This window comes from Streptomyces sp. NPDC048504 (assembly GCF_043200035.1).
In the GTDB taxonomy this organism is placed as follows: Bacteria; Actinomycetota; Actinomycetes; order Streptomycetales; family Streptomycetaceae; genus Streptomyces.
The window spans coordinates 843,800-863,347 of the sequence record NZ_JBICXA010000001.1 but is presented as its reverse complement, the minus strand read 5'-3'; the positions used below and the strand labels follow the sequence as shown (position 1 = coordinate 863,347).

At 70.9% G+C, this 19,548-nt stretch carries 18 protein-coding genes; 10 read left to right on the top strand and 8 right to left on the bottom strand.

Annotated elements, in window-relative coordinates:
* Window positions 1-211 precede the first annotated feature (211 nt).
* A complete protein-coding gene (locus ACGFY9_RS04040) occupies window positions 212-1,324 on the top strand; it encodes a DUF5937 family protein (RefSeq protein WP_393751650.1) in 1,113 nt (370 codons plus the stop codon).
* 61 nt (window positions 1,325-1,385) lie between these two features.
* On the opposite strand, the gene ACGFY9_RS04035 is transcribed toward ACGFY9_RS04040, so the two are convergent.
* Together ACGFY9_RS04035 and ACGFY9_RS04030 are read right to left on the bottom strand one after the other, a co-directional pair.
* Window positions 1,386-2,057 carry a response regulator transcription factor gene (locus ACGFY9_RS04035; RefSeq protein ID WP_026151569.1) on the bottom strand — a complete coding sequence of 224 codons (672 nt, stop codon included), beginning with the start codon at window positions 2,055-2,057 and terminating at the stop codon, window positions 1,386-1,388.
* Window positions 2,058-2,155: 98 nt separating this feature from the next.
* Window positions 2,156-3,361 (bottom strand): histidine kinase, encoded by a 1,206-nt coding sequence (locus ACGFY9_RS04030; RefSeq protein WP_393751648.1) that lies wholly within the window; start codon window positions 3,359-3,361, stop codon window positions 2,156-2,158.
* Between the two features lie 118 nt (window positions 3,362-3,479).
* Between ACGFY9_RS04030 and ACGFY9_RS04025 the strand changes: the two genes are divergently transcribed.
* On the top strand, window positions 3,480-4,511 hold the full coding sequence (locus ACGFY9_RS04025; RefSeq protein WP_393751646.1) for an SAM-dependent methyltransferase: 1,032 nt from the start codon (window positions 3,480-3,482) through the stop codon (window positions 4,509-4,511).
* Between the two features lie 18 nt (window positions 4,512-4,529).
* Here the strand turns inward: ACGFY9_RS04025 and ACGFY9_RS04020 are convergent, their stop codons facing one another.
* A complete protein-coding gene (locus ACGFY9_RS04020) occupies window positions 4,530-5,681 on the bottom strand; it encodes an NADH-quinone oxidoreductase subunit D (RefSeq protein ID WP_393751644.1) in 1,152 nt (383 codons plus the stop codon).
* Window positions 5,682-5,712: 31 nt separating this feature from the next.
* Here ACGFY9_RS04020 and ACGFY9_RS04015 point away from each other — a divergent pair, with 31 nt between their 5' ends.
* Entirely contained in the window at window positions 5,713-6,213 is a 501-nt protein-coding gene (locus ACGFY9_RS04015; RefSeq protein WP_393751643.1) for a PH domain-containing protein, read from the top strand.
* A complete protein-coding gene (locus ACGFY9_RS04010; protein ID WP_393751641.1) occupies window positions 6,210-7,565 on the top strand; it encodes a PH domain-containing protein in 1,356 nt (451 codons plus the stop codon). Before ACGFY9_RS04015 ends, ACGFY9_RS04010 begins: the two co-directional genes overlap by 4 nt.
* A 7-nt stretch (window positions 7,566-7,572) precedes the next feature.
* Here the strand turns inward: ACGFY9_RS04010 and ACGFY9_RS04005 are convergent, their stop codons facing one another.
* Both ACGFY9_RS04005 and ACGFY9_RS04000 read right to left on the bottom strand, forming a co-directional pair.
* Window positions 7,573-8,922: a hypothetical protein gene (locus tag ACGFY9_RS04005; protein ID WP_393751639.1), complete on the bottom strand. Its 1,350-nt coding sequence runs from the start codon at window positions 8,920-8,922 to the stop codon at window positions 7,573-7,575.
* Window positions 8,923-9,010: 88 nt separating this feature from the next.
* Window positions 9,011-10,147 carry an alpha/beta hydrolase gene (locus ACGFY9_RS04000; RefSeq protein WP_393751637.1) on the bottom strand — a complete coding sequence of 379 codons (1,137 nt, stop codon included), beginning with the start codon at window positions 10,145-10,147 and terminating at the stop codon, window positions 9,011-9,013.
* A 226-nt stretch (window positions 10,148-10,373) separates the two neighbouring features.
* Here ACGFY9_RS04000 and ACGFY9_RS03995 point away from each other — a divergent pair, with 226 nt between their 5' ends.
* The 6 genes from ACGFY9_RS03995 to ACGFY9_RS03970 all read left to right on the top strand — a co-directional run bounded on the left by ACGFY9_RS03995 (window position 10,374) and on the right by ACGFY9_RS03970 (window position 15,958).
* Window positions 10,374-12,185, top strand: coding sequence for a phosphatidylglycerol lysyltransferase domain-containing protein (locus ACGFY9_RS03995; RefSeq protein WP_393751636.1), 1,812 nt, complete (start codon window positions 10,374-10,376; stop codon window positions 12,183-12,185).
* Window positions 12,186-12,764: 579 nt separating this feature from the next.
* Window positions 12,765-13,673 carry a dihydropteroate synthase gene (gene folP / locus ACGFY9_RS03990; RefSeq protein WP_393751634.1) on the top strand — a complete coding sequence of 303 codons (909 nt, stop codon included), beginning with the start codon at window positions 12,765-12,767 and terminating at the stop codon, window positions 13,671-13,673.
* A complete protein-coding gene (locus ACGFY9_RS03985) occupies window positions 13,670-14,173 on the top strand; it encodes a nuclear transport factor 2 family protein (protein ID WP_019064272.1) in 504 nt (167 codons plus the stop codon). The genes folP and ACGFY9_RS03985 overlap by 4 nt, the downstream gene beginning before the upstream one ends.
* Window positions 14,174-14,442: 269 nt before the next feature.
* Complete coding sequence (folB, locus tag ACGFY9_RS03980) at window positions 14,443-14,802, top strand: dihydroneopterin aldolase (protein WP_033286136.1); 360 nt, start codon at window positions 14,443-14,445, stop codon at window positions 14,800-14,802.
* Window positions 14,799-15,410, top strand: coding sequence for a 2-amino-4-hydroxy-6-hydroxymethyldihydropteridine diphosphokinase (folK, locus tag ACGFY9_RS03975; RefSeq protein WP_393751631.1), 612 nt, complete (start codon window positions 14,799-14,801; stop codon window positions 15,408-15,410). Before folB ends, folK begins: the two co-directional genes overlap by 4 nt.
* Before the next feature lie 59 nt (window positions 15,411-15,469).
* A complete protein-coding gene (locus tag ACGFY9_RS03970) occupies window positions 15,470-15,958 on the top strand; it encodes a DUF3180 domain-containing protein (RefSeq protein WP_393751629.1) in 489 nt (162 codons plus the stop codon).
* A gap of 68 nt (window positions 15,959-16,026) precedes the next feature.
* Here the strand turns inward: ACGFY9_RS03970 and folE are convergent, their stop codons facing one another.
* From folE to hpt, 3 genes are all read right to left on the bottom strand, one after another.
* Window positions 16,027-16,632 carry a GTP cyclohydrolase I FolE gene (gene folE, locus ACGFY9_RS03965; RefSeq protein WP_318017968.1) on the bottom strand — a complete coding sequence of 202 codons (606 nt, stop codon included), beginning with the start codon at window positions 16,630-16,632 and terminating at the stop codon, window positions 16,027-16,029.
* Window positions 16,633-16,765: 133 nt separating this feature from the next.
* A complete protein-coding gene (gene ftsH, locus ACGFY9_RS03960; RefSeq protein WP_393751627.1) occupies window positions 16,766-18,799 on the bottom strand; it encodes an ATP-dependent zinc metalloprotease FtsH in 2,034 nt (677 codons plus the stop codon).
* A 186-nt stretch (window positions 18,800-18,985) separates the two neighbouring features.
* Window positions 18,986-19,546, bottom strand: a complete 561-nt coding sequence (gene hpt, locus ACGFY9_RS03955; protein ID WP_393751625.1) for a hypoxanthine phosphoribosyltransferase — start codon at window positions 19,544-19,546, stop codon at window positions 18,986-18,988.
* Between the last annotated feature and the right edge of the window lie 2 nt (window positions 19,547-19,548).

The window sequence follows — 19,548 nt, the reverse complement described above, 5'->3', positions numbered from 1 at the left end:
CCGCGCGGCTCGCGGGCGGTGCGCCAGTCGTGGGTGCCGGGCGGGGGCGGCGGGGTCTCGCCCAGCCGCTGGGCGCGGTAGGTGCCGAGGAGGTACTGCTGGGTGATGCTCGTGTCTCCAGGCTGCGCCGCCGCCCGGTGACTGTCGCGTCGATTGACGGGCGCCGTCAAACGAGGGGGCGTTGTCAGTGGCGGGGTGCACGATTGAGGACATGAGCGTGCACATCGACATCACCGGGCTGCGGCCGGAGCGGATCACCTTCGCGCCCTCACCCCTGGGCGAGCTGTGCATGGCGCTGCACGCGATGTCCGAGCCGGGGCACCACCCCGGCCTCCAGGGCTGGGTCACCGGTGTCACCGCGCGGCTCGATCCGCATCTGGCCGACCGGATGTGCGAGGCGGACTTCCTGTGGCGGTCGACGTTCTCCGACCTGTTCCTGCCGTACGCGGGCATCCCGGGCCGCAGCACGCTCCCCGGGGCCACGCTCGCCGAGGAGCTGGACCTGCTGGACAAGCTCACCGACGAGCAGTTCGTGGACGCGGCCATGGAGTTCACCACCTGCGCGATCTCCTACAGCACGGGCGGACCCGGCCCGCTCACCGACGCCGGGATCCGGCGGCGCGCCCTGGAGCAGGCGGCCGCGCGCGGACCGCATCAACTCGCGTTCACCGAGCGGCTGTTGGCCGACCCGCCGCGGACCAGGGGCTGGCTGCGGCAGTTCCTGGAGGACTGCGACGAGGCGTTCTTCGCGGAGACCTGGACCCGGACGCACCACCAACTCGTGGCCGACGCCCGCCACAAGACGGATCTCCTGCGCCACAAGGGCCTCGCCGAGGCACTGACGTCGATGTCCACCGCGGTGACCCTCGACGAGAGCGCCACCCGCATCACGGTCGACAAGCTCGGCACCGGCCGTACGGCGACCCAGGACGGCGGCCTCCTCCTGGTGCCCACGGCCCTGGGCTGGCCGCACCTGACGGTCCTGTACCGGTACGGCTGGCAGCCCGTCGTGCACTACCCCGTGCACAACACCCCGAAGATCGCCGCGCCGACCTCCCTGGAGCAGCTGACCCTGCGGATGACCGCCCTGTCCCACCCGGTCCGCATGCGCCTGTGCCGCAGCCTGGCCCGCAGCGCGTTCACCACCGGCGAGCTGACCCAGGTGCACGGCATGACCGCCCCCGAGATATCCCGCCACCTCGGCGTCCTGAAGAAGGCCGGCCTGATCACCACCCGCCGCCGCGGCCGCTACGTCCTGCACCAGCTGGACGTCACGATGGTGGCCCGCCTGGGCAGCGACTTCCTGGAGGGCATCCTCAGGTAGGCGGCACCGGACGGACAGCGGTCCCGTAGAGCCGCACCACCGCAGATCGCCGGCGGCCTCCTCAGCCGTGGCCGCCCGCCCGCACCAGCCCCGTCTCGTAGGCCAGGACGACGACCTGCACCCGGTCCCGCAGGCCGAGCTTGGTCAGGATGCGGCCGACGTGGGTCTTCACGGTGGCCTCGGACAGCACCAGGCGGGCCGCGATCTCGCCGTTCGACAGGCCCTGGGCGACGAGGATCATGACCTCGCGCTCGCGCTCGGTGAGCCGCTCCAGCTCCTTGTGCTGGGGCTCCTTGCCGGTGGCGGGCAGCATCGGGGCGAAGCGGTCCAGGAGGCGCCGGGTCGTCGAGGGCGCCACTACGGCGTCCCCGCTGTGCACGGACCGGATCGCGGTGAGGAGTTCGCCGGGCGGCACGTCCTTGAGCATGAAGCCGGAGGCGCCGGCCTTCAGCCCGGAGAAGGCGTACTCGTCGAGATCGAAGGTGGTCAGGATCAGCACCTTCGGCGGGTTCTCGCCCTGGCAGATGCGGCGGGTGGTCTCCACCCCGTCCAGCTTCGGCATCCGGACGTCCATCAGGACCACGTCGACCGCGGTCGCGGCCAGCACCTGAAGGGCCTCGACGCCGTCGCCCGCCTCGGCGACGACCTCCATGTCCGGCTGGGCGGCGAGCACCATCCGGAACCCGGTGCGCAGCAGCACCTGGTCGTCGACGAGCATCACGCGGATCGCCATCGGGTCCTCTTCCGTTCCGTCAACAGGATCGTTCAACAAGTGGTTCAACAGGTCGTTCAACAATTCGTTACAGGTGTCACTGCTCGGCGTACGGCACGTCAGTGCGCGGGTTTCAGCGGCAGCAGCGCGCTGATACGGAAGCCGCCGCCGGGCCGCGGTCCCGCGTCGAGCGTGCCGCCGACCATGCCCACCCGCTCACGCATACCGATCAGACCATGCCCCTGCCCGTCGGCGCCGCCCTCCTCGTACAGCTCGTGCGGGGCGCCCTTGCCGTCGTCCTCGACGAGCAGCCCGAGTCCGTCGTCGAAGTAGACCAGCCGCACGCTGGCGCCCGTGTTCGGGCCGCCGTGCTTGCGGGTGTTGGTGAGCGCCTCCTGGACGATCCGGTACGCCGTCAGCTCGACGCCGCTCGGCAGCGGGCGCGGGGTGCCCTCGACCTTGAAGTCGACGGGAAGTCCGGACGTACGGCACTGCTCGACCAGGTCGTCGATCTGCTCGACGTCCGGCTGCGGCACGTACTCGCCGGCCTCCTTGTGCTCGCCGGTGCGCAGCACGCCCAGCAGTCGGCGCATCTCGGCGAGGGCCTGGCGGCCGGTGGAGGAGATCGTCTCCAGGGCCTTCTTCGCCTGGTCCGGCGCGGAGTCGAGGACGTAGGCGGCGCCATCGGCCTGGACCACCATCACCGACACGTTGTGCGCGACCACGTCGTGCAGCTCGCGCGCGATCCGGGCGCGCTCGGCGGCGACCGCGACCTTCGCCTGCGCCTCGCGCTCCTTCTCCAGCCGGGCGGCGCGCTCCTCCAGCTGCGCGAAGTACGCGCGCCGGGTGCGCATCGAGTCGCCGAGCACCCAGGCCAGCGCGAACGGCACCGTCTGGAAGATCGCCAGCGCGACCAGCCCGGCGGAACTGGTGTTCTCCTGCGGCCAGCGGATCTGCGCCAGGGTCGCCGCGGACAGACCGGCGGCCAGGGCGAAGCGGGAGGCCCAGCGGGCACCGACCGCGGCGACCGTGTAGACAATCACCAGCATGGCGAAGTCGGCCACCACGGGCTCGATGTCGAGGACCAGCTGCGCGAGGCCCGTCGCACTTGCCAGGACGAGCATCTTCTCCGGCCAGCGACGGCGCAGCGCGATCGCCACACACATCACGGCGGACACCGCCATCGCCCCGGCGGCCGTCCCGTGCCGGCCCGACGCGTAGCTGGTACTCGCGATGCTCACGCCGCTCAGCCCCAGCAGGAAGACAGCCCAGAAGGTGTCGACCCATGTCGGGTGTCTGCGGAGGAAGTCATAGAGGCGCTGCACGTAACCCAGCGTAGGGACGCGTGATGTGTGCGGGGGTCAACCGGAGGACCGATCCGTATACGTCCCGCGTACTCCCCAAGGTGGAGGCCCCGTTGTCCTGTGCACTTAGTCTGACCGCGTGACGGAAGACACCACGGGCCGGTGGCGCGGCTGGCGGACGGCGGCCGAGGACGCGCTGTACGGGCCCGAGGGCTTCTACCGCAGGCCCGAGGGACCCGCCGGACACTTCCGTACGTCCGTGCACGCGTCGGCGCTCTTCGCGGGCGCCGTGGCGCGGCTGCTGTGCCGGGTGGACGAGGCGCTGGGGCAGCCGGCGGGACTCGACTTCGTGGACCTCGCCGCCGGCCGCGGTGAACTGGTGACCGGCGTGCTCGCCGCGCTGCCCGCCGAAGTAGCCGCACGCGTGCGTGCCCACGCCGTCGAGCTCGCCGACCGCCCCGAAGGACTCGATCCCCGCGTCGAATGGCTGACCGTGCCCCCGAAGGAGATCACCGGGCTGCTGTTCGCCAACGAGTGGCTGGACAACGTGCCCGTGGAGGTGGCCGAGGTGGACCCCGCCGGCGTACCGCGGCTCGTCCTCGTACGGCAGGACGGGACCGAGCGGCTCGGGGAGCCGGTGGCCGGTGCGGAGGCCGAGTGGCTCGCCCGGTGGTGGCCGCAGGCGCCGGAGGAGGGGCTGCGCGCCGAGATCGGTCTCCCGAGGGACACGGCCTGGGCGTCCGCCGTCGCCGGCGTCGACCGGGGGCTCGCGATCGCCGTCGACTACACGCACACCCGGGACACCCGCCCCCCTTTCGGCACGCTCACCGGCTTCCGCGAGGGCCGCGAGACGGCACCCGTACCGGACGGCTCCTGCGACATCACGGCGCACGTCGCCCTGGACGCCTGCGCGGAAGCGGGCGAGGCGGCCGCTCACAAGGGGAGCGCGCTCCCCGGCGCACGCCTGCTCACCCAACGCGCCGCCCTGCGCGCCCTCGGCGTCACAGGCGCACGCCCCCCGCTCACGCTGGCCTCCACCGACCCGACGGCGTACGTCCGCGCGCTCGCGAGCGCCGGTGAGGCAGCCGAGCTCACCGCGACCGGCGGACTCGGCGACTTCGGCTGGCTCGTGCAGTCGGTTGGAATTCCGGACCCGCTCGACGAACCCTGAACAACCCCTACTGGCCAATTACTTGTCGATGTCCCCGACCACGAAGAACAACGACCCCAGGATCGCCACCATGTCCGCCACCAGCGTCCCCGGCAGCAGCACGGCGAGCGCCTGGATGTTGTTGTAGGACGCCGAGCGCAGCTTCAACCGGTACGGGGTCTTCTCGCCCTTGCTGACGAGGTAGTAGCCGTTGATCCCGAGCGGGTTCTCGGTCCACGCGTACGTGTGCCCCTCGGGCGCCTTCAGGACCTTCGGGAGCCGCTGGTTGATCGGGCCGGGCTCCAGCTCGGCGAGCCGGTCGAGGCAGGCGTCCGCGAGGTCGAGCGCGTTGTGGGTCTGCTCCAGGAGCACCTCGAAGCGGGCGAGACAGTCGCCCTCCTGGCGCGTGACGACCTTCAGAGTGTCCTGGAGTTCCCCGTACGCGAGGTACGGCTCGTCGCGCCGCAGGTCGAAGTCGACGCCCGAGGCGCGCGCGATGGGCCCGCTCACGCCGTACGCGTGCACGGCCTCCGGCGACAACTCGCCCACTCCGCGCGTGCGGCCCCGGAAGATCTCGTTGCCGAGCACCAGGTCGTCGAAGCGGTCCATCCGGGAGCGCACCGCGGAGACGGCCTCACGCGCGCGTGCCGTCCAGCCCGCAGGGACGTCCTCCTTGAGTCCGCCGACGCGGTTGAACATGTAGTGCATGCGCCCGCCGGAGACCTCCTCCATGACGTTCTGGAGCACCTCGCGCTCCCGGAACGCGTAGAACACCGGGGTGATACCGCCGAGTTCGAGGGGGTACGACCCCAGGAACATCAGGTGGTTGAGCACCCGGTTCAGCTCGGCGAGCAGGGTGCGCGTCCACACCGCGCGCGGGGGGACCTCCATGCCGAGCATGCGCTCCACCCCGAGGACCACGCCCAGCTCGTTCGAGAAGGCCGACAGCCAGTCGTGGCGGTTGGCGAGCATGATGATCTGGCGGTAGTCGCGCGCTTCGAAGAGCTTCTCGGCGCCGCGGTGCATATAGCCGATCACCGGCTCCGCGTGCTGGATGCGCTCGCCGTCCAGGACGAGCCGCAGGCGCAGCACACCGTGTGTGGAGGGATGCTGGGGGCCGATGTTGAGCACCATGTCGGTGCTCTCCGCGGCGCCGCCGATCCCGACCATGGTCTCCGTCGTGGGAGTCATGGACACAGTCTCTCGTACGTACGCTTGCGGCATGGAAACGGGGACTGCCGCGCAGGACGGCGCGGCGCGCGAGCCGGTGTGGACCGGGCTGCCGCCGGGGCTGCTGAAGATGCGACGCCTGTTGCTGGTCGTGTGGCTGGGGCTGCTGGCCGTGGCCCTGGGGGTGCCGCTGGGCCTGTTCGTCGGCTCCGGGTGGGCTGCGTTCGCGCTGCTGCCGCTCGGCCTGATGGCGTGGGGCTGGGTGCTGCTGGGCCGCAACTGGCGCTCCTGGAGGTACGCCGAGCGCGCCGACGACCTGCTGATCACTCGGGGCGTGCTGTGGCACCACGAGACGATCGTGCCGTACGGGCGGATGCAGCTCGTGGAGGTGACCTCGGGGCCCGTGGAGCGGCACTTCGGGCTGGCCAGCGTGCAGTTGCACACGGCTGCCGCGGCGACCGACGCGACCATCCCAGGGCTCGTCCCGGCGGAGGCCGAGCGGCTGCGTGACCGGCTCACCGAGCTGGGCGAGGCCCGATCGGCGGGGCTGTGACGACGCCGGGCGCCGACAAGGACGTACCCGAAGCGACCGAGGTCGTCCGGGAGCAAGTGCCGGTCGTGGAGCGGCGGTTGCATCCGGTGACGCCGTTGCGCCGGGCGTGGGCGCCGGTCGCCGTCATCATCGGGTGGGCGGTGCACGACCCCAACCAGGCGCAGGAACAGCTGACCCGGCTGACCACGGTCACGCTGCTCATCGGGCTCGCCGTGTTCGTCCCGGCCGCCGCCCTGTACGGCTTCCTGACCTGGTGGTTCACGCACTTCGCGGTGACCGACACCGAACTGCGCATCCGCACCGGCCTGTTGTTCCGGCGCACCGCGCACATCCGGCTGGAACGCATCCAGGCCGTCGATGTGACACAGCCCCTCCTCGCGCGCGTGGCGGGCGTCGCCAAGCTGAAGCTGGACGTCGTGGGGACCGACAAGAAGGACGAACTCGCCTTCCTGGGCGAGGGCGAGGCGCGGGCGCTGCGGGCCGAACTCCTCGCGCGGGCGGCCGGGTTCGCGCCCGAGACCGCGCACGAGGTCGGCGAGGCACCCGCGCGGCAACTGCTGCACGTGCCGGCCGGGGTCCTCGCCGTGTCCCTGGTGCTGACCGGCGCCACCTGGGGATCACTGGCCGCCGCACTCGTCGTACCGCCGCTGCTGTGGTTCGCCACCCACAGCGTGTGGACGGTCCTCGCGACCGCGCTGCCGCTGCTGGGCGCGGCGGGCGCGAGCAGTGTGGGGCGGTTCGTCGGCGAGTACGACTGGACGGTGGGCGAGTCCCCGGACGGGCTGCGCATCGACCACGGGCTGCTGGACCGCACGCACGAGACGGTGCCGCCGGGGCGGGTGCAGACCGTGCGGATCGTGGAGCCGCTGCTGTGGCGGCGGCGCGGCTGGGTGCGGGTCGAGCTGGACGTGGCCGGTTCGTCCAACTCCGTGCTGGTGCCGGTCGCCCCGCGCGAGATCGCCGAGGCGGTCGTCGCGCGCGTGCTGCCCGGCGTGACCGTGCCGCCACGAGAGGCGCTGTCCCGTCCGCCACGGCGGGCGGGCCGGTGCATGCCCCTGTGGTGGCGGGGCTACGGCCTCGCGGTCACCGACACGGTCTTCGCGGCCCGGCACGGCCTGCTCCGCCGGAGCCTGGCGCTGGTGCCGCACGCGAAGGTGCAGAGCGTACGGCTGAGCCAGGGGCCCTGGGAGCGCCTCTGGCGGCTTGCCGAGGTCCACGTGGACACCGGGGCCAACAAGACCGTCACAGCGCGTCTGCGGGACGCTGAGGAGGCCGCGGAGCTGCTCCGCGGCCAGGCCGAGCGGTCACGGACGGGCCGCAGGGACGCGCGCCCGGACCGCTGGATGGCCTGAGAGCCGGTCAGGAAGCCGCGCTGCGCAGCCCGTGGAGGTTGATCTGCTCGGTCTCGTCGTGGGCCGTCAGGTCAATGACCTGGCCGACGCCGACATCGCGCGACCGCTCGTCGGCCGGCTTGAACTGCGCCTCCTCGGCCTTGTGCACGGCAAGGGCCTCCTCGCCCACGACGTCGGCGAGGTCCTCGTTCTGTACGGCGTCCATCGCGGCGGACGTAGCGCCCTTCTGCATACCGAAGAAGTCGAAGCCCCCCTCGACCATCGGGCGCCGTACGGGGGACGCCGGTACGACGGCCACCGCGGTCGGCACGGTGAAGTGACCGGACGGCTGTGCGGACGGGGCGAGTTGGGCGGGCTGTGCGGCCGGGGGAACGGCGGCCGCGTGCTCATGCCCGTCGACCGCCTCGGGCTTCCCCTCCGCCTCGTCCTCCTGCGCGGCCTCCGACTCGGTACCGCCGCTGTCGGCCGACACCGGGGCGGGCTCGGCCCGCGCGGAGTCGTCGTCCTTCGGTGCGATGTCCTTCGGTGCGGAGTCCTTCGCCGCCGGGTCGCTCGGCGCGGAGTCCTTCGGCGTGGGCGCCGGGGTCTCGGTGTCGTCGTCGAGCCGGACCAGGGCCGCCTTGGCGCGCAGGAACAGCTTGGACCCCTCCGGGGAGAACACCGTGGACTCCGCGGGCTTCTCCGCGGCGACCTCGGCCGCCTCCGGCTCCCCGTCCTCGGTGTCACCCCCGGCGTCGGCGTCGGTCTCGCCCTCGGCGTCCGTCTCGCCCGCGGAGTCGACCGAAGCAGCCACAGCCTCGGTGTCGTCCGTCTCGGGAACGTCGTCCTGGAGCTCCAACTCCACGTCCGCCGCGGCCTCGTCGTCGTCCGCCGGAACCGGTGGCAACGCGCGCGCGGGTTCCGCGGCCTCTATCTCCAGCAGGCGGCGGCCCTCCAGGGCGCTCGCGCGCTCGGTCTCGGCCGTGGCGTACCGGCGCAGCAGGGCCGCGTGTTCGTTGCGCAGGCCCGCCAGCTCCGTGCGCTTGGCGCGCAGCTTGTGCTCCAGCTTGACGCGGAGTTCGCGCGACTCGTCGAGGTCGGACTCAAGCTCGGCGAGCCGCTCCTCGTAGCGCCACTCGTCGCTCGTACGCGCGCGTACCAGGTCGGCCACCTGTTTGCCCGCCTGTGTGTCCCAGCGGCGCATGAACGCCGCGCCGACGAGCGCGGTCGCGGCGGCGATCGCCGCGACTATGCGGAGCGCCGCCGGTTGCGAGAAGACCCAGGGCCCGAAGGCGCAGACGAGCGACACGCCTGCGATCGCCGAGGGGGGCAACAGCCGGTGCAACGGCGGGGAATGGCGGTGACGTCCACGTGGCATGGCCAGAAACTTACCGCGCGTAGGCGAATGATGGTGCCCCGCCCGGTAAAAACACAGCCACCGCTCTTCCCTCACACGGGTTCGGCGGTCACTTCCACCAGTCGGTGAGCCGCCCGCTGATCCACTGGAGGGCCGGCGGGATCTCCCGTCGCCAGGTGTTGAAGTTGTGGCCGCCGCTGTCCAGGATGATCGACGAGATACGGGTGGAGTTCCTGGCCTTCACCTGGTCGATGAATTTCAGGGTGTCGTTGTAGTTGTGCTCCCCGATCCTGCTGCTGGTGACGAGCAGTGAGGTGTCGGGCGCGGGCCGGTGCTTGATGTACCACGACAGGTCGGCCTCGTTGCGCAGCGTCTCGTCGCCCTGGAAGAGGTTTCCCGTGGTGGCGTCGCTCGGCGCCTTGTAGTACGGCGACAGGCCCGCCGCCGCGGCGTACACCCCGGGGTGGTGCATGGCGAGTTTCAGGGCGCAGTAGCCGCCCGTGGAATCGCCGATGATGCCCCAGCTCCCGGGCTTCTTGCTCACCCTGTAGTGGGCCAGTACGGCGTCGGGGAGGTCCTTGGCGAAGAACGACTCGGTCTGCGGGCCGCCCGGGACGTCCACGCACTCCGTGTCGCGCGGCGGCGCCACCGTGGGCCGCATCATCACCAGGATCATCGGTTGCATCCGGCCGGCCCTGGCCAACTCCAGTGCCGTACGCGGGTAGTTCAGCTTGTCGACGAGCGCCTTGGCGGTGCCCGGGTACCCCGTGAGGACGACCGTCGCCGGGAAGGAGCGCGTGCGGTTGCGCGGCTGGAAGTACTCCGGCGGCAGGTACACGTACGCGGGGGTGGCGATGTGGGTCGTACGGCCGACTATGTCGACGCGCTGCACCTGGCCGACGCTCTGCGGCCGCGAGGAGCCGCCCGGTGCGTCCACCCGCCGGGTCTCGACCACTTGGAGCGGTCCGCCCGCGCCCTGGAGCGCCGAGTTGTCGACGACCACTCCCTGGTCGGTCTCCTTGCCGAACAGGTCGGTCCAGCTGGCGTAGAACCCGAAGGCCTGGTTGGCACCGAGGCCGACCGAGGCGAAGAGCACCAACTGCGTTGCCAGCAGAAGCCCCACGCGCCCGCTGACGGCCCGCCAGTTGCGTCTGGCCAGGCGGGGCCACAGCCATACTGTGCCGATGAACAGCAGTACGGCGCAGACGACCGCCAGTACCAGCACTTTCCTGCTCGTGAGTCCCATGAGCTGTCCCCGCCTGCGCTTTCCGCCCGGCGCGCGCACGCAAGTTTCGCGAGCGTTTGCCCCAGGCTTTCCTCTGCCTTTGAACCGGCTTTCCGGTGAGGAAGGAACCTCCTTCCCCTAGACACCGTCCTAGAGGGCGCAATGTCGCCGGATGCCCGAATCGGGCCCGGATCCAAGGTCTCTCGCAGAACTACGGGATGCGATGTCTGTCAGGATAGATGGGGAAATGTCGGGTGGGGTTCCGAGCCGTTCAGGCCGGGTCCGGCGCATAGTCCGAGGTCCGCGCCCCGAGGTCGTTCCCACGCTCGTCGCCAGGGCCTGCGCCCTCGTCGGCCTGCTGGACATCGCCGCGGGGGTGTTCCCGCGCTTCCGGCACAGCCGTATGCACACCATGGCCGAGGTGCTGCCGGGCGCGCTCGGACCGTTCGCGGCGGCGCTCTCGCTCAGTGCCGGCGTGCTGTTGCTGCTCCTCGCGCACGGGCTCAGGCGGCGCAAGCGCCGGGCGTGGCGGGCCGCCGTCGCGCTGCTTCCGGCGGGCGCGGTGGCGCAGTTCGCGTACCGGCACTCCCTCATAGGAGTCGTCATCTCGGCGGCGCTGCTCGCGCCGCTGCTGCTGCACCGGGACGAGTTCCGGGCGCTGCCCGACCCGCGCAGCCGGTGGCGCGCGCTCGCCAACTTCGTGCTCATGGGCGCCGGTTCCCTCGTCCTCGGACTGGTCATCGTCAGCGTCCACTCCAAGCGCATGGTCGGCGACCCGAGCCTGGCCGATCGGATTACGCACGTCCTGTACGGCCTGTTCGGCTTCGAGGGCCCGGTCGACTACGAGGGCAGCACCTCCTGGACGGTCGCCTTCTCACTGGGCGCCCTGGGGCTGCTCACCGCGGTCACCACGATCTACCTCGCGTTCCGCCCCGAGCACCCGGCCGCGCAGCTCACCCCGGAGGACGAGACGCATCTGCGCGCCCTCCTGGAGAAGCACGGCCGGCGTGACTCGCTCGGTCACTTCGCCCTGCGCCGCGACAAGGCCGTCGTCTTCTCGCCCAGCGGCAAGGCGGCGGTGACCTACCGCGTCGTCTCCGGAGTGATGCTCGCCAGTGGTGACCCCATCGGCGACGTGGAGGCCTGGCCGGGTGCCATCGAGCGGTTCATGGACGAGGCGAAGGCCCACTCCTGGACGCCCGCCGTCATGGGCTGCTCGGAGACGGGCGGCGAGGTGTGGACCCGCGAGACCGGTCTCGACGCCCTCGAACTCGGCGACGAGGCGGTGGTCGACGTGGCGGATTTCTCGCTCGCCGGGCGCGCGATGCGCAACGTACGCCAAATGGTGAAGCGCATCGAGCGGGCCGGCTACGAAACCCGGGTACGGCGTGTACGTGACCTCGGCGAGGGCGAGTTGGAGCGGATCCGGCTCGCCGCGGAGGACTGGCGGGGCACCGACACCGAGCGCGGCTTCTCCATGGCGCTCGGCCGCATCGGCGACCCGGAGGACGGTGACTGCTTCATCGCCACCGCCCACAAGACCGACGAACATCCGGGCGAGTACGGCGACTTGAAGGCGATCCTGCACTTCGTGCCCTGGGGCACCGACGGCATGTCGCTGGACCTGATGCGCCGTGACCGCGCGGCGGACCCGGGGATGAACGAGCTGCTGATCGTGGCCTCCCTCCAGGCGGCACCGAAGCTCGGCATCACGCGCGTGTCGCTCAACTTCGCGATGTTCCGCGCGGCACTCGCCCGCGGCGAGAAGATCGGCGCGGGCCCGGTGCTGCGCGCCTGGCGCGGACTGCTCGTCTTCCTGTCCCGCTGGTTCCAGATCGAGTCCCTGTACAAGTTCAACGCGAAGTTCCAGCCCCGCTGGGAACCGCGCTTCGTCGTCTACCGCGCCTCCGGCGACCTCCCCCGCATCGGCTTCGCAGCGATGCAGGCAGAGGGCTTCGTCAACCTCGCCCTCCCCCTCCCCCGCTTCCTCCGCCGCCGCACGACCGCGGCCCCGGCCTGCACCCACGGCCTGGCGGAACGGGATGTCCGGGCAGCCTGACCAACGGGCCCGGCCCGAGCGAGCACCTCAGCCCCGGCTGGGGGTGTCGCCCGGGCCGGGCCTGAGGTTTCCGCCCGGCCGACCCGGAGGCCTTCGTGCGGACCTCGGGGCGTTGCGCCGACGGGCACGCGCCGGTCCGCCGAGGATCGCGGGCGACGACGGCAAGGGCCGACGTCCACCGCCAGACACCCCAAAGCCGCAAGCCAGTACCGCCAAGACGGGCCGCCGCCGGACGGTCCACGGCCGAGTGCCCCATCCACCGGCTCGCGCGCCCCTCTGCCTGCGGAGCAGGCCGACCGCCGGAGCACCGTCCGGTCCGCCGAAGGTCGCGAGCGATCCCGGCAGGGGCCGGTACCCGCCGACAGACGTCCCAAGGCCACGAGCCGGCACGGCGCAGCCTCACACCACCACCCCGAAGACGACCCACCCCCGAGAGCCCCACCCACAGACTCCCGCACGCCCCTCAAGCGCAACGCCCCACACCCGGCCCCACCCCAGAGTCCCCTCCCGCACCGGACCAGCCCGCTTCCGCCCGGCCCGCGGGGCCGTACCCCCTCCTCCTGGGCCTACGCTGAACGTATGAGCAAGCAGAGCGGGCGCGGGCGCGTCACGGGCCTTCCGGAGTGGGACCGGTGCGCGGTCATGGGGGTCGTGAACGTCACCCCGGACTCCTTCTCCGACGGCGGCCGCTTCTTCGACACCACGGCGGCCGTCAAGCGGGGCCTGGACCTGGTCACCGAGGGCGCCGACCTGGTGGACGTCGGCGGTGAATCCACCCGCCCCGGCGCCTCGCGCGTGGACGAGGCCGAGGAACTCAAGCGCGTCATCCCCGTAGTGCGCGGCCTCGCCTCCGAGGGCGTCACCGTCTCCGTGGACACCATGCGCGCCTCCGTCGCCGAGCAGGCCCTCACCGCCGGCGCCGCCCTCGTCAACGACGTCAGCGGCGGCCTCGCCGACCCCGCGATGATCCCGGTCGTCGCCGCCTCGGGTGCCCCCTTCGTCGTCATGCACTGGCGCGGCTTCCTGGAGGGCGGCAACGTCAGGGGGGTCTACGACGACGTCGTCACCGAGGTCGTCGACGAACTGCACGCACGCGTGGAGGCCGTTCTGGCCGGCGGTGTCGCCCCCCAGCGGATCGTCGTCGACCCGGGCCTCGGCTTCTCCAAGGACGCCGAGCACGACCTCGTCCTCCTCGCCCATCTCGACCGCCTGCTCGCCCTCGGCCACCCCCTCCTGGTCGCCGCCTCCCGCAAACGGTTCCTCGGCCGCGTCCTGGCAGGCCCCGAGGGCGCGCCCCCGCCCGCGCGCGAGCGCGACGCCGCCACAGCCGCCGTCTCCGCGCTCGCGGCGCACGCCGGCGCCTGGGCGGTGCGCGTCCACGAGGTCCGCGCCACGGCCGACGCCGTACGCGTCGCACGCGCCGTCGAGGGGGCGCGCACGCCGGGCGCCCGAGCGGCCTCGCACACCAGCTCCGAGGGAGCCCTGTGACCGCCCCACACACCGACGTCGAACAGGTGGAACTCGCCAACACCGCGTTCTACGAGACGCTGGAGCGCGGTGACTTCGACGAGTTGTCCGCGCTCTGGCTCACGCCGGCCGACCTCGGCGTCGACGAGGAGTACCACGACCCGGCGGACAGCGGCGTGATCTCCTGCGTGCACCCGGGCTGGCCGGTGCTGACCGGCCGCGGCGAGGTCCTGCGGTCGTACGCGCTGATCATGGCGAACACCGAGTACATCCAGTTCTTCCTCACCGACGTGCACGTCTCGGTGACCGGCGACACCGCGCTGGTCACCTGCACGGAGAACATCCTCAGCGGCGGCCCCTCCCCCGACGACAGCGACGAACTGGGCCCGCTGGTCGGCCAGCTCGTGGTCGCCACGAACGTGTTCCGGCGCACCCCCGAGGGCTGGAAGCTCTGGTCGCACCACGCGTCCCCCGTTCTGGCCGAAAACGACGAGGACGAGGGCGAGGACACCCCCACCTGAGTGGGTAGGCGCCCCCTGGGAGAACCCGTCGCAACCCGTCGGGACCAAGAAGTGGTTGGAATCACGAACCCCGGGGTAGGGGCGGCTACCGACCCATGAGCCACCGGGTTCCCCAGGGGAAACGCTTCATGAATCCTCTGGCCCCGGGCGGCGCCCACGCCCTCGCGGCCGGGCGTTGTCAGTGCCCGCAGGTAGATTCGTTCGAGGCCGGGGTACCGCCCGCACACGGTACGAACCGGCCACCACCGACGATTGCAGGAGTGATTCGCGTGGATCGTGTCGCGCTGAGCGGCCTGAAGGCCCGCGGGCACCACGGCGTGTTCCCCAAGGAGCGCGAGGAGGGCCAGACCTTCATCGTGGACCTCGTCCTGGGCCTGGACACCCGGCCGGCCGCCGCCGACGACGACCTGGCGAAGACCGTGCACTACGGCATCGTGGCCGAGGAGGTCGTGGCCGTCGTCCAGGGCGAGCCCGTCAACCTCATCGAGACACTCGCCGAGCGCATCGCGCAGACCTGCCTGAAGCACGAAGGGGTCGAGGAGGTCGAGGTCCGCGTCCACAAGCCGGACGCCCCGATCACCGTCCCCTTCGACGACGTGACCGTCACCATCACCCGGAGCCGAGTATGACCTTCTCGTTCACCGAGGGTCACAGCGACCCGACCGTCCAGCCGGTGCCCGCCTCCGTGGTGCAGCAGGTGGACGCCGCCGACACCACCCTCAGCAACCCGAGGCGCGCCGTGATCTCCATCGGCGCGAACCTGGGCAACCGCCTGGAGACCCTCCAGGGAGCCATCGACGCCCTGGAGGACACCCCCGGCGTCCGCATCAAGGCCGTGTCCCCCGTCTACGAGACGGAGCCGTGGGGCGTCGAGCCCGGCAGCCAGCCGTCGTACTTCAACGCGGTCGTCGTCCTCAAGACGACCCTGCCCCCGTCCTCCCTGCTGGAGCGGGCGCACGCGGTCGAGGAGGCCTTCCACCGGGTCCGCGAGGAGCGCTGGGGCGCGCGCACGATCGACGTCGACATCGTCGCGTACGCCGACGTCGTCTCCGACGACCCGGTCCTGACGCTCCCCCACCCGCGCGCCCACGAGCGGGCCTTCGTGCTCGCCCCGTGGCACGACGTGGAGCCCGAGGCGCAGTTGCCCGGCCGCGGCCCGGTCGCCGTTCTCCTCGACTCCGTCACGCGTGACGGAGTCGCGCCCCGCAAGGATCTGGAACTCCGGCTGCCCGAGTAGTCGTTAAGGTCGAGACGACCACTACGCCCGGACAGGGCACGGGGAGCTGAAGGGACACCGTGAGAGAGCTGCGGATCAGGGTGCTGGCCGGCGTGTTCGTGATCGCCGGGGTGCTGTCCTGGGCGGGGGCCGGCCTGTGGAGCGCGGTGGGGACCCTGCCGAGCGTCCCGCTGGCCGCGCCCATCGTCCTCGCCGTGATCGCCGTGGTCCTGCTGGCCACGGCGCTCTCCCTGCGCGCCCGCCTCAAGGCCCAGCGCGAGCGCCGCCCCGGCGCCAAGGGCGTCGACCCCCTGATGGCCGCCCGCGCGGTCGTCTTCGGCCAGGCCAGCGCCCTGGTCGCCGCCCTCGTCGCCGGCATGTACGGCGGCACGGGCGTCTACCTCTTGGAGTCCCTCGACATCCCCGCCCGCCGCGACCAGGCCATCTACGCCGGCTTCTCGGTCCTCGCAGGCATCGCGGTGATAGCGGCAGCGATCTTCCTGGAGCGAGTCTGCAAACTCCCGGAGGACGACGACAACAACGCGGCGGGTGCAACACCGGTCACGTGAGGCGCCCTATAGGGGCGCGGGGAACTGCGCGACCAGCCACGGCGGACCTGCACCCGGCAGACGAACCCTCAGCGCGCCATGATGAGGCTCATCGCCTCGTTACGAGTAGCCGGATCCCGCAACTGCCCCCGCACAGCCGACGTAATGGTCTTCGCGCCCGGCTTCCGCACCCCCCGCATAGACATGCACATGTGCTCGCACTCGACGACGACGATGACCCCACGCGGCTCCAGAATCTCCATCAGGGAATCCGCGACCTGCGTGGTCAACCGCTCCTGCACCTGCGGCCGCCGCGCGTAGACGTCCACCAACCGGGCCAGCTTCGACAACCCGGTGATCTTCCCGTCGGCGGACGGGATGTACCCGACGTGGGCAACCCCGACGAACGGCACCAGATGATGCTCACAGTTGCTCAGCACCTCGATGTCCTTCACCAGGACCATCTCGTCGTGCCCCAGGTCGAACGTCGTCGTCAGCACATCCTCCGGCTTCTGCCACAGCCCGGCGAATATCTCCTTGTACGCCCGTGCCACCCGCGCCGGCGTCTCCCTGAGCCCCTCCCGGTCCGGGTCCTCGCCGACCGCGATCAGCAGTTCGCGTACGGCGTTCTCGGCGCGCTTCTCGTCGAAGACGCCGATCGCTCCCTCGCCGTCCAGCGTCACGGGGTCGGTCATGGCGGTGCCTCGTTCCTGTGCGGGTCACGCGTGTGCGGACACACGCCTCAGTTGCGGGCATATGGAAAAGCCGCGCCCCCCAGGCTAAATCCAGGGGGGCGCGGCTTCCATTTCGAGCCGTGTGAGACTCGCGTCAGTTGTCGGGGCGCTCCTCCGGGGCCTTCTCCAGCGTGGGAGAGGACTCGGCGGTCGCACCGGCGGTGATCGCGGGACCCGCGCCGTTCGTCCCGTTCGTCAGTGACAGCTCCTTGGGGGAGAGCACCGGCGGGCGGGTGGACGGCGTACGGCGGGAGGAGCCGGTCCAGGAGGGACGGGCCGGACGCCGGACGATGGGAGCGAAGACCTCGGCGATCTGCTCCTTGTTCAGCGTCTCCTTCTCCAGCAGCTGGAGCACGAGCGCGTCGAGCACGTCACGGTTCTCGACCAGGATCTCCCAGGCCTCGTTGTGCGCGTTCTCGATGAGCTTCTTGACCTCTTCGTCGACGAGCGCGGCGACCTCTTCCGAGTAGTCGCGCGGGTGCGACATCTCCCGGCCCAGGAAGGGCTCGGTGTTGTCGCCGCCGAACTTGATCGCGCCGAGGCGCTCGGTCATGCCGTACTGCGTGACCATCGCGCGGGCCGTCGCGGTGGCCTTCTCGATGTCGTTCGCGGCGCCCGTGGTCGGGTCGTGGAAGACCAGTTCCTCGGCCGCGCGGCCGCCCAGCATGTAGGCCAGCTGGTCCAGCATCTCGTTGCGCGTGGTCGAGTACTTGTCCTCTTCCGGCAGGACCATCGTGTAGCCCAGAGCACGGCCTCGGGAGAGGATCGTGATCTTGTGCACCGGGTCGGAGTTCGGGGAAGCCGCCGCGACCAGGGCGTGTCCGCCCTCGTGGTACGCGGTGATCTTCTTCTCCTTGTCCGACATGATCCGGGTCCGCTTCTGCGGGCCCGCGACCACACGGTCGATCGCCTCGTCCAGCATGGAGTTGTCGATCAGCTTGCGGTTGCCGCGTGCGGTGAGCAGGGCGGCCTCGTTGAGGACGTTGCTCAGGTCCGCGCCGGTGAAGCCCGGCGTACGGCGTGCGACGGCCGACAGATCGACGTCCGGTGCGACCGGCTTGCCCTTCTGGTGGACCTTGAGGATCTCCAGACGGCCCTGCATGTCCGGGCGGTCGACCGCGATCTGGCGGTCGAAGCGGCCGGGGCGCAGGAGGGCCGGGTCGAGGATGTCGGGCCGGTTCGTCGCGGCGATGAGGATCACGCCGCCCTTGACGTCGAAGCCGTCCATCTCGACCAGCAGCTGGTTCAGTGTCTGCTCGCGCTCGTCGTGTCCACCGCCGAGGCCGGCGCCGCGATGGCGGCCGACCGCGTCGATCTCGTCGACGAAGACGATCGCCGGAGCGTTCGCCTTGGCCTGCTCGAACAGGTCACGGACTCGGGAGGCACCGACACCGACGAACATCTCGACGAAGTCGGAACCGGAGATCGAGTAGAAGGGCACCCCGGCCTCACCCGCGACGGCGCGCGCCAGCAGGGTCTTGCCGGTGCCGGGAGGGCCGTACAGGAGTACGCCCTTGGGGATCTTGGCGCCGACGGCCTGGAACTTCGCCGGCTCCTGGAGGAACTCCTTGATCTCGTGCAGTTCCTCGACGGCCTCGTCGGAGCCCGCGACGTCCGCGAACGTCGTCTTCGGGGTGTCCTTGGTGATGAGCTTGGCCTTGGACTTCCCGAAGTTCATGACTCGGGAGCCGCCGCCCTGCATCTGGTTCATCAGGAACAGGAAGACGACCACGATGAGGACGAAGGGGAGCAGCGACAACAGGATCCCGACGAAAGCGTTCTGCTTCGTCGGCGACACCGTGTAGCCGTCCGGAATCTGCTTGTCCTGGTACTTGGTCTGCAGCGTGGCCGCGAGGTCCACGCCTTGGTCGCCGATGTAGCTCGCCTGGATCTTGGAGCTGCCCTCGACCTTGACGCCGTCCTTGAGCGTGACCTTGATGGTCTGCTCGTCACCGGTGGTGATCTTGGCCGACTCGACCTTGTTGTCATTGATCGCCTGGACGACCTGGCCGGTGTCCACCGCCTTGTAGCCGCCGGACGAGCCGACGACCTGCATCAACACGACCACGGCAAGGACGGCCAGCACGATCCACATGACCGGCCCACGGAAGTATCGCTTCACGTCCATCCATACGGAGCGAATTCGCTCCGTCCCTCCTGCCATAGTGAGTTTGATAAAGACAGTTCTTCTGACCGTACCCCAGCCATGTTGCCCGAAGTCGCACGGGACGGCTGGGAGACGCGTCTGCATGCTCCAACGGCGCGAAACCCGCTGGGGTTCCCGATCGTCTTACAGGGCTTGGGCCGAGTGGCTCTAGCCGCCGTAGACGTGCGGCGCGAGCGTACCGACGAACGGCAGGTTGCGGTACTTCTCCGCGTAGTCGAGGCCGTAGCCGACGACGAACTCGTTCGGGATGTCGAAGCCGACCCACTCCACCTCGATGGCGACCTTGGCCGCCTCCGGCTTGCGGAGCAGGGTGCAGATCCTCAACGAGTCGGGCTCGCGCGAGCCGAGGTTGGAGATCAGCCAGGACAGGGTCAGACCCGAGTCGATGATGTCCTCGACGATGAGGACGTGCTTGCCCTTGATGTCGGTGTCGAGGTCCTTGAGGATCCGCACGACACCGGAGGACTGGGTGCCCGCGCCGTACGACGACACGGCCATCCAGTCCATGGTGACGGGGGTGGACAGCGCCCGGGCGAGGTCCGCCATGACCATCACCGCGCCCTTGAGGACGCCGACGATCAGCAGATCCTTGCCCGCGTACTCCGCGTCGATCTTCGCGGCGAGCTCCACGAGCTTCGCGTCGATCTCTTCCTTGGTGATGAGCACCGACTGGAGGTCGTCACCCATGTCTTTCGCGTCCACCCGCATCA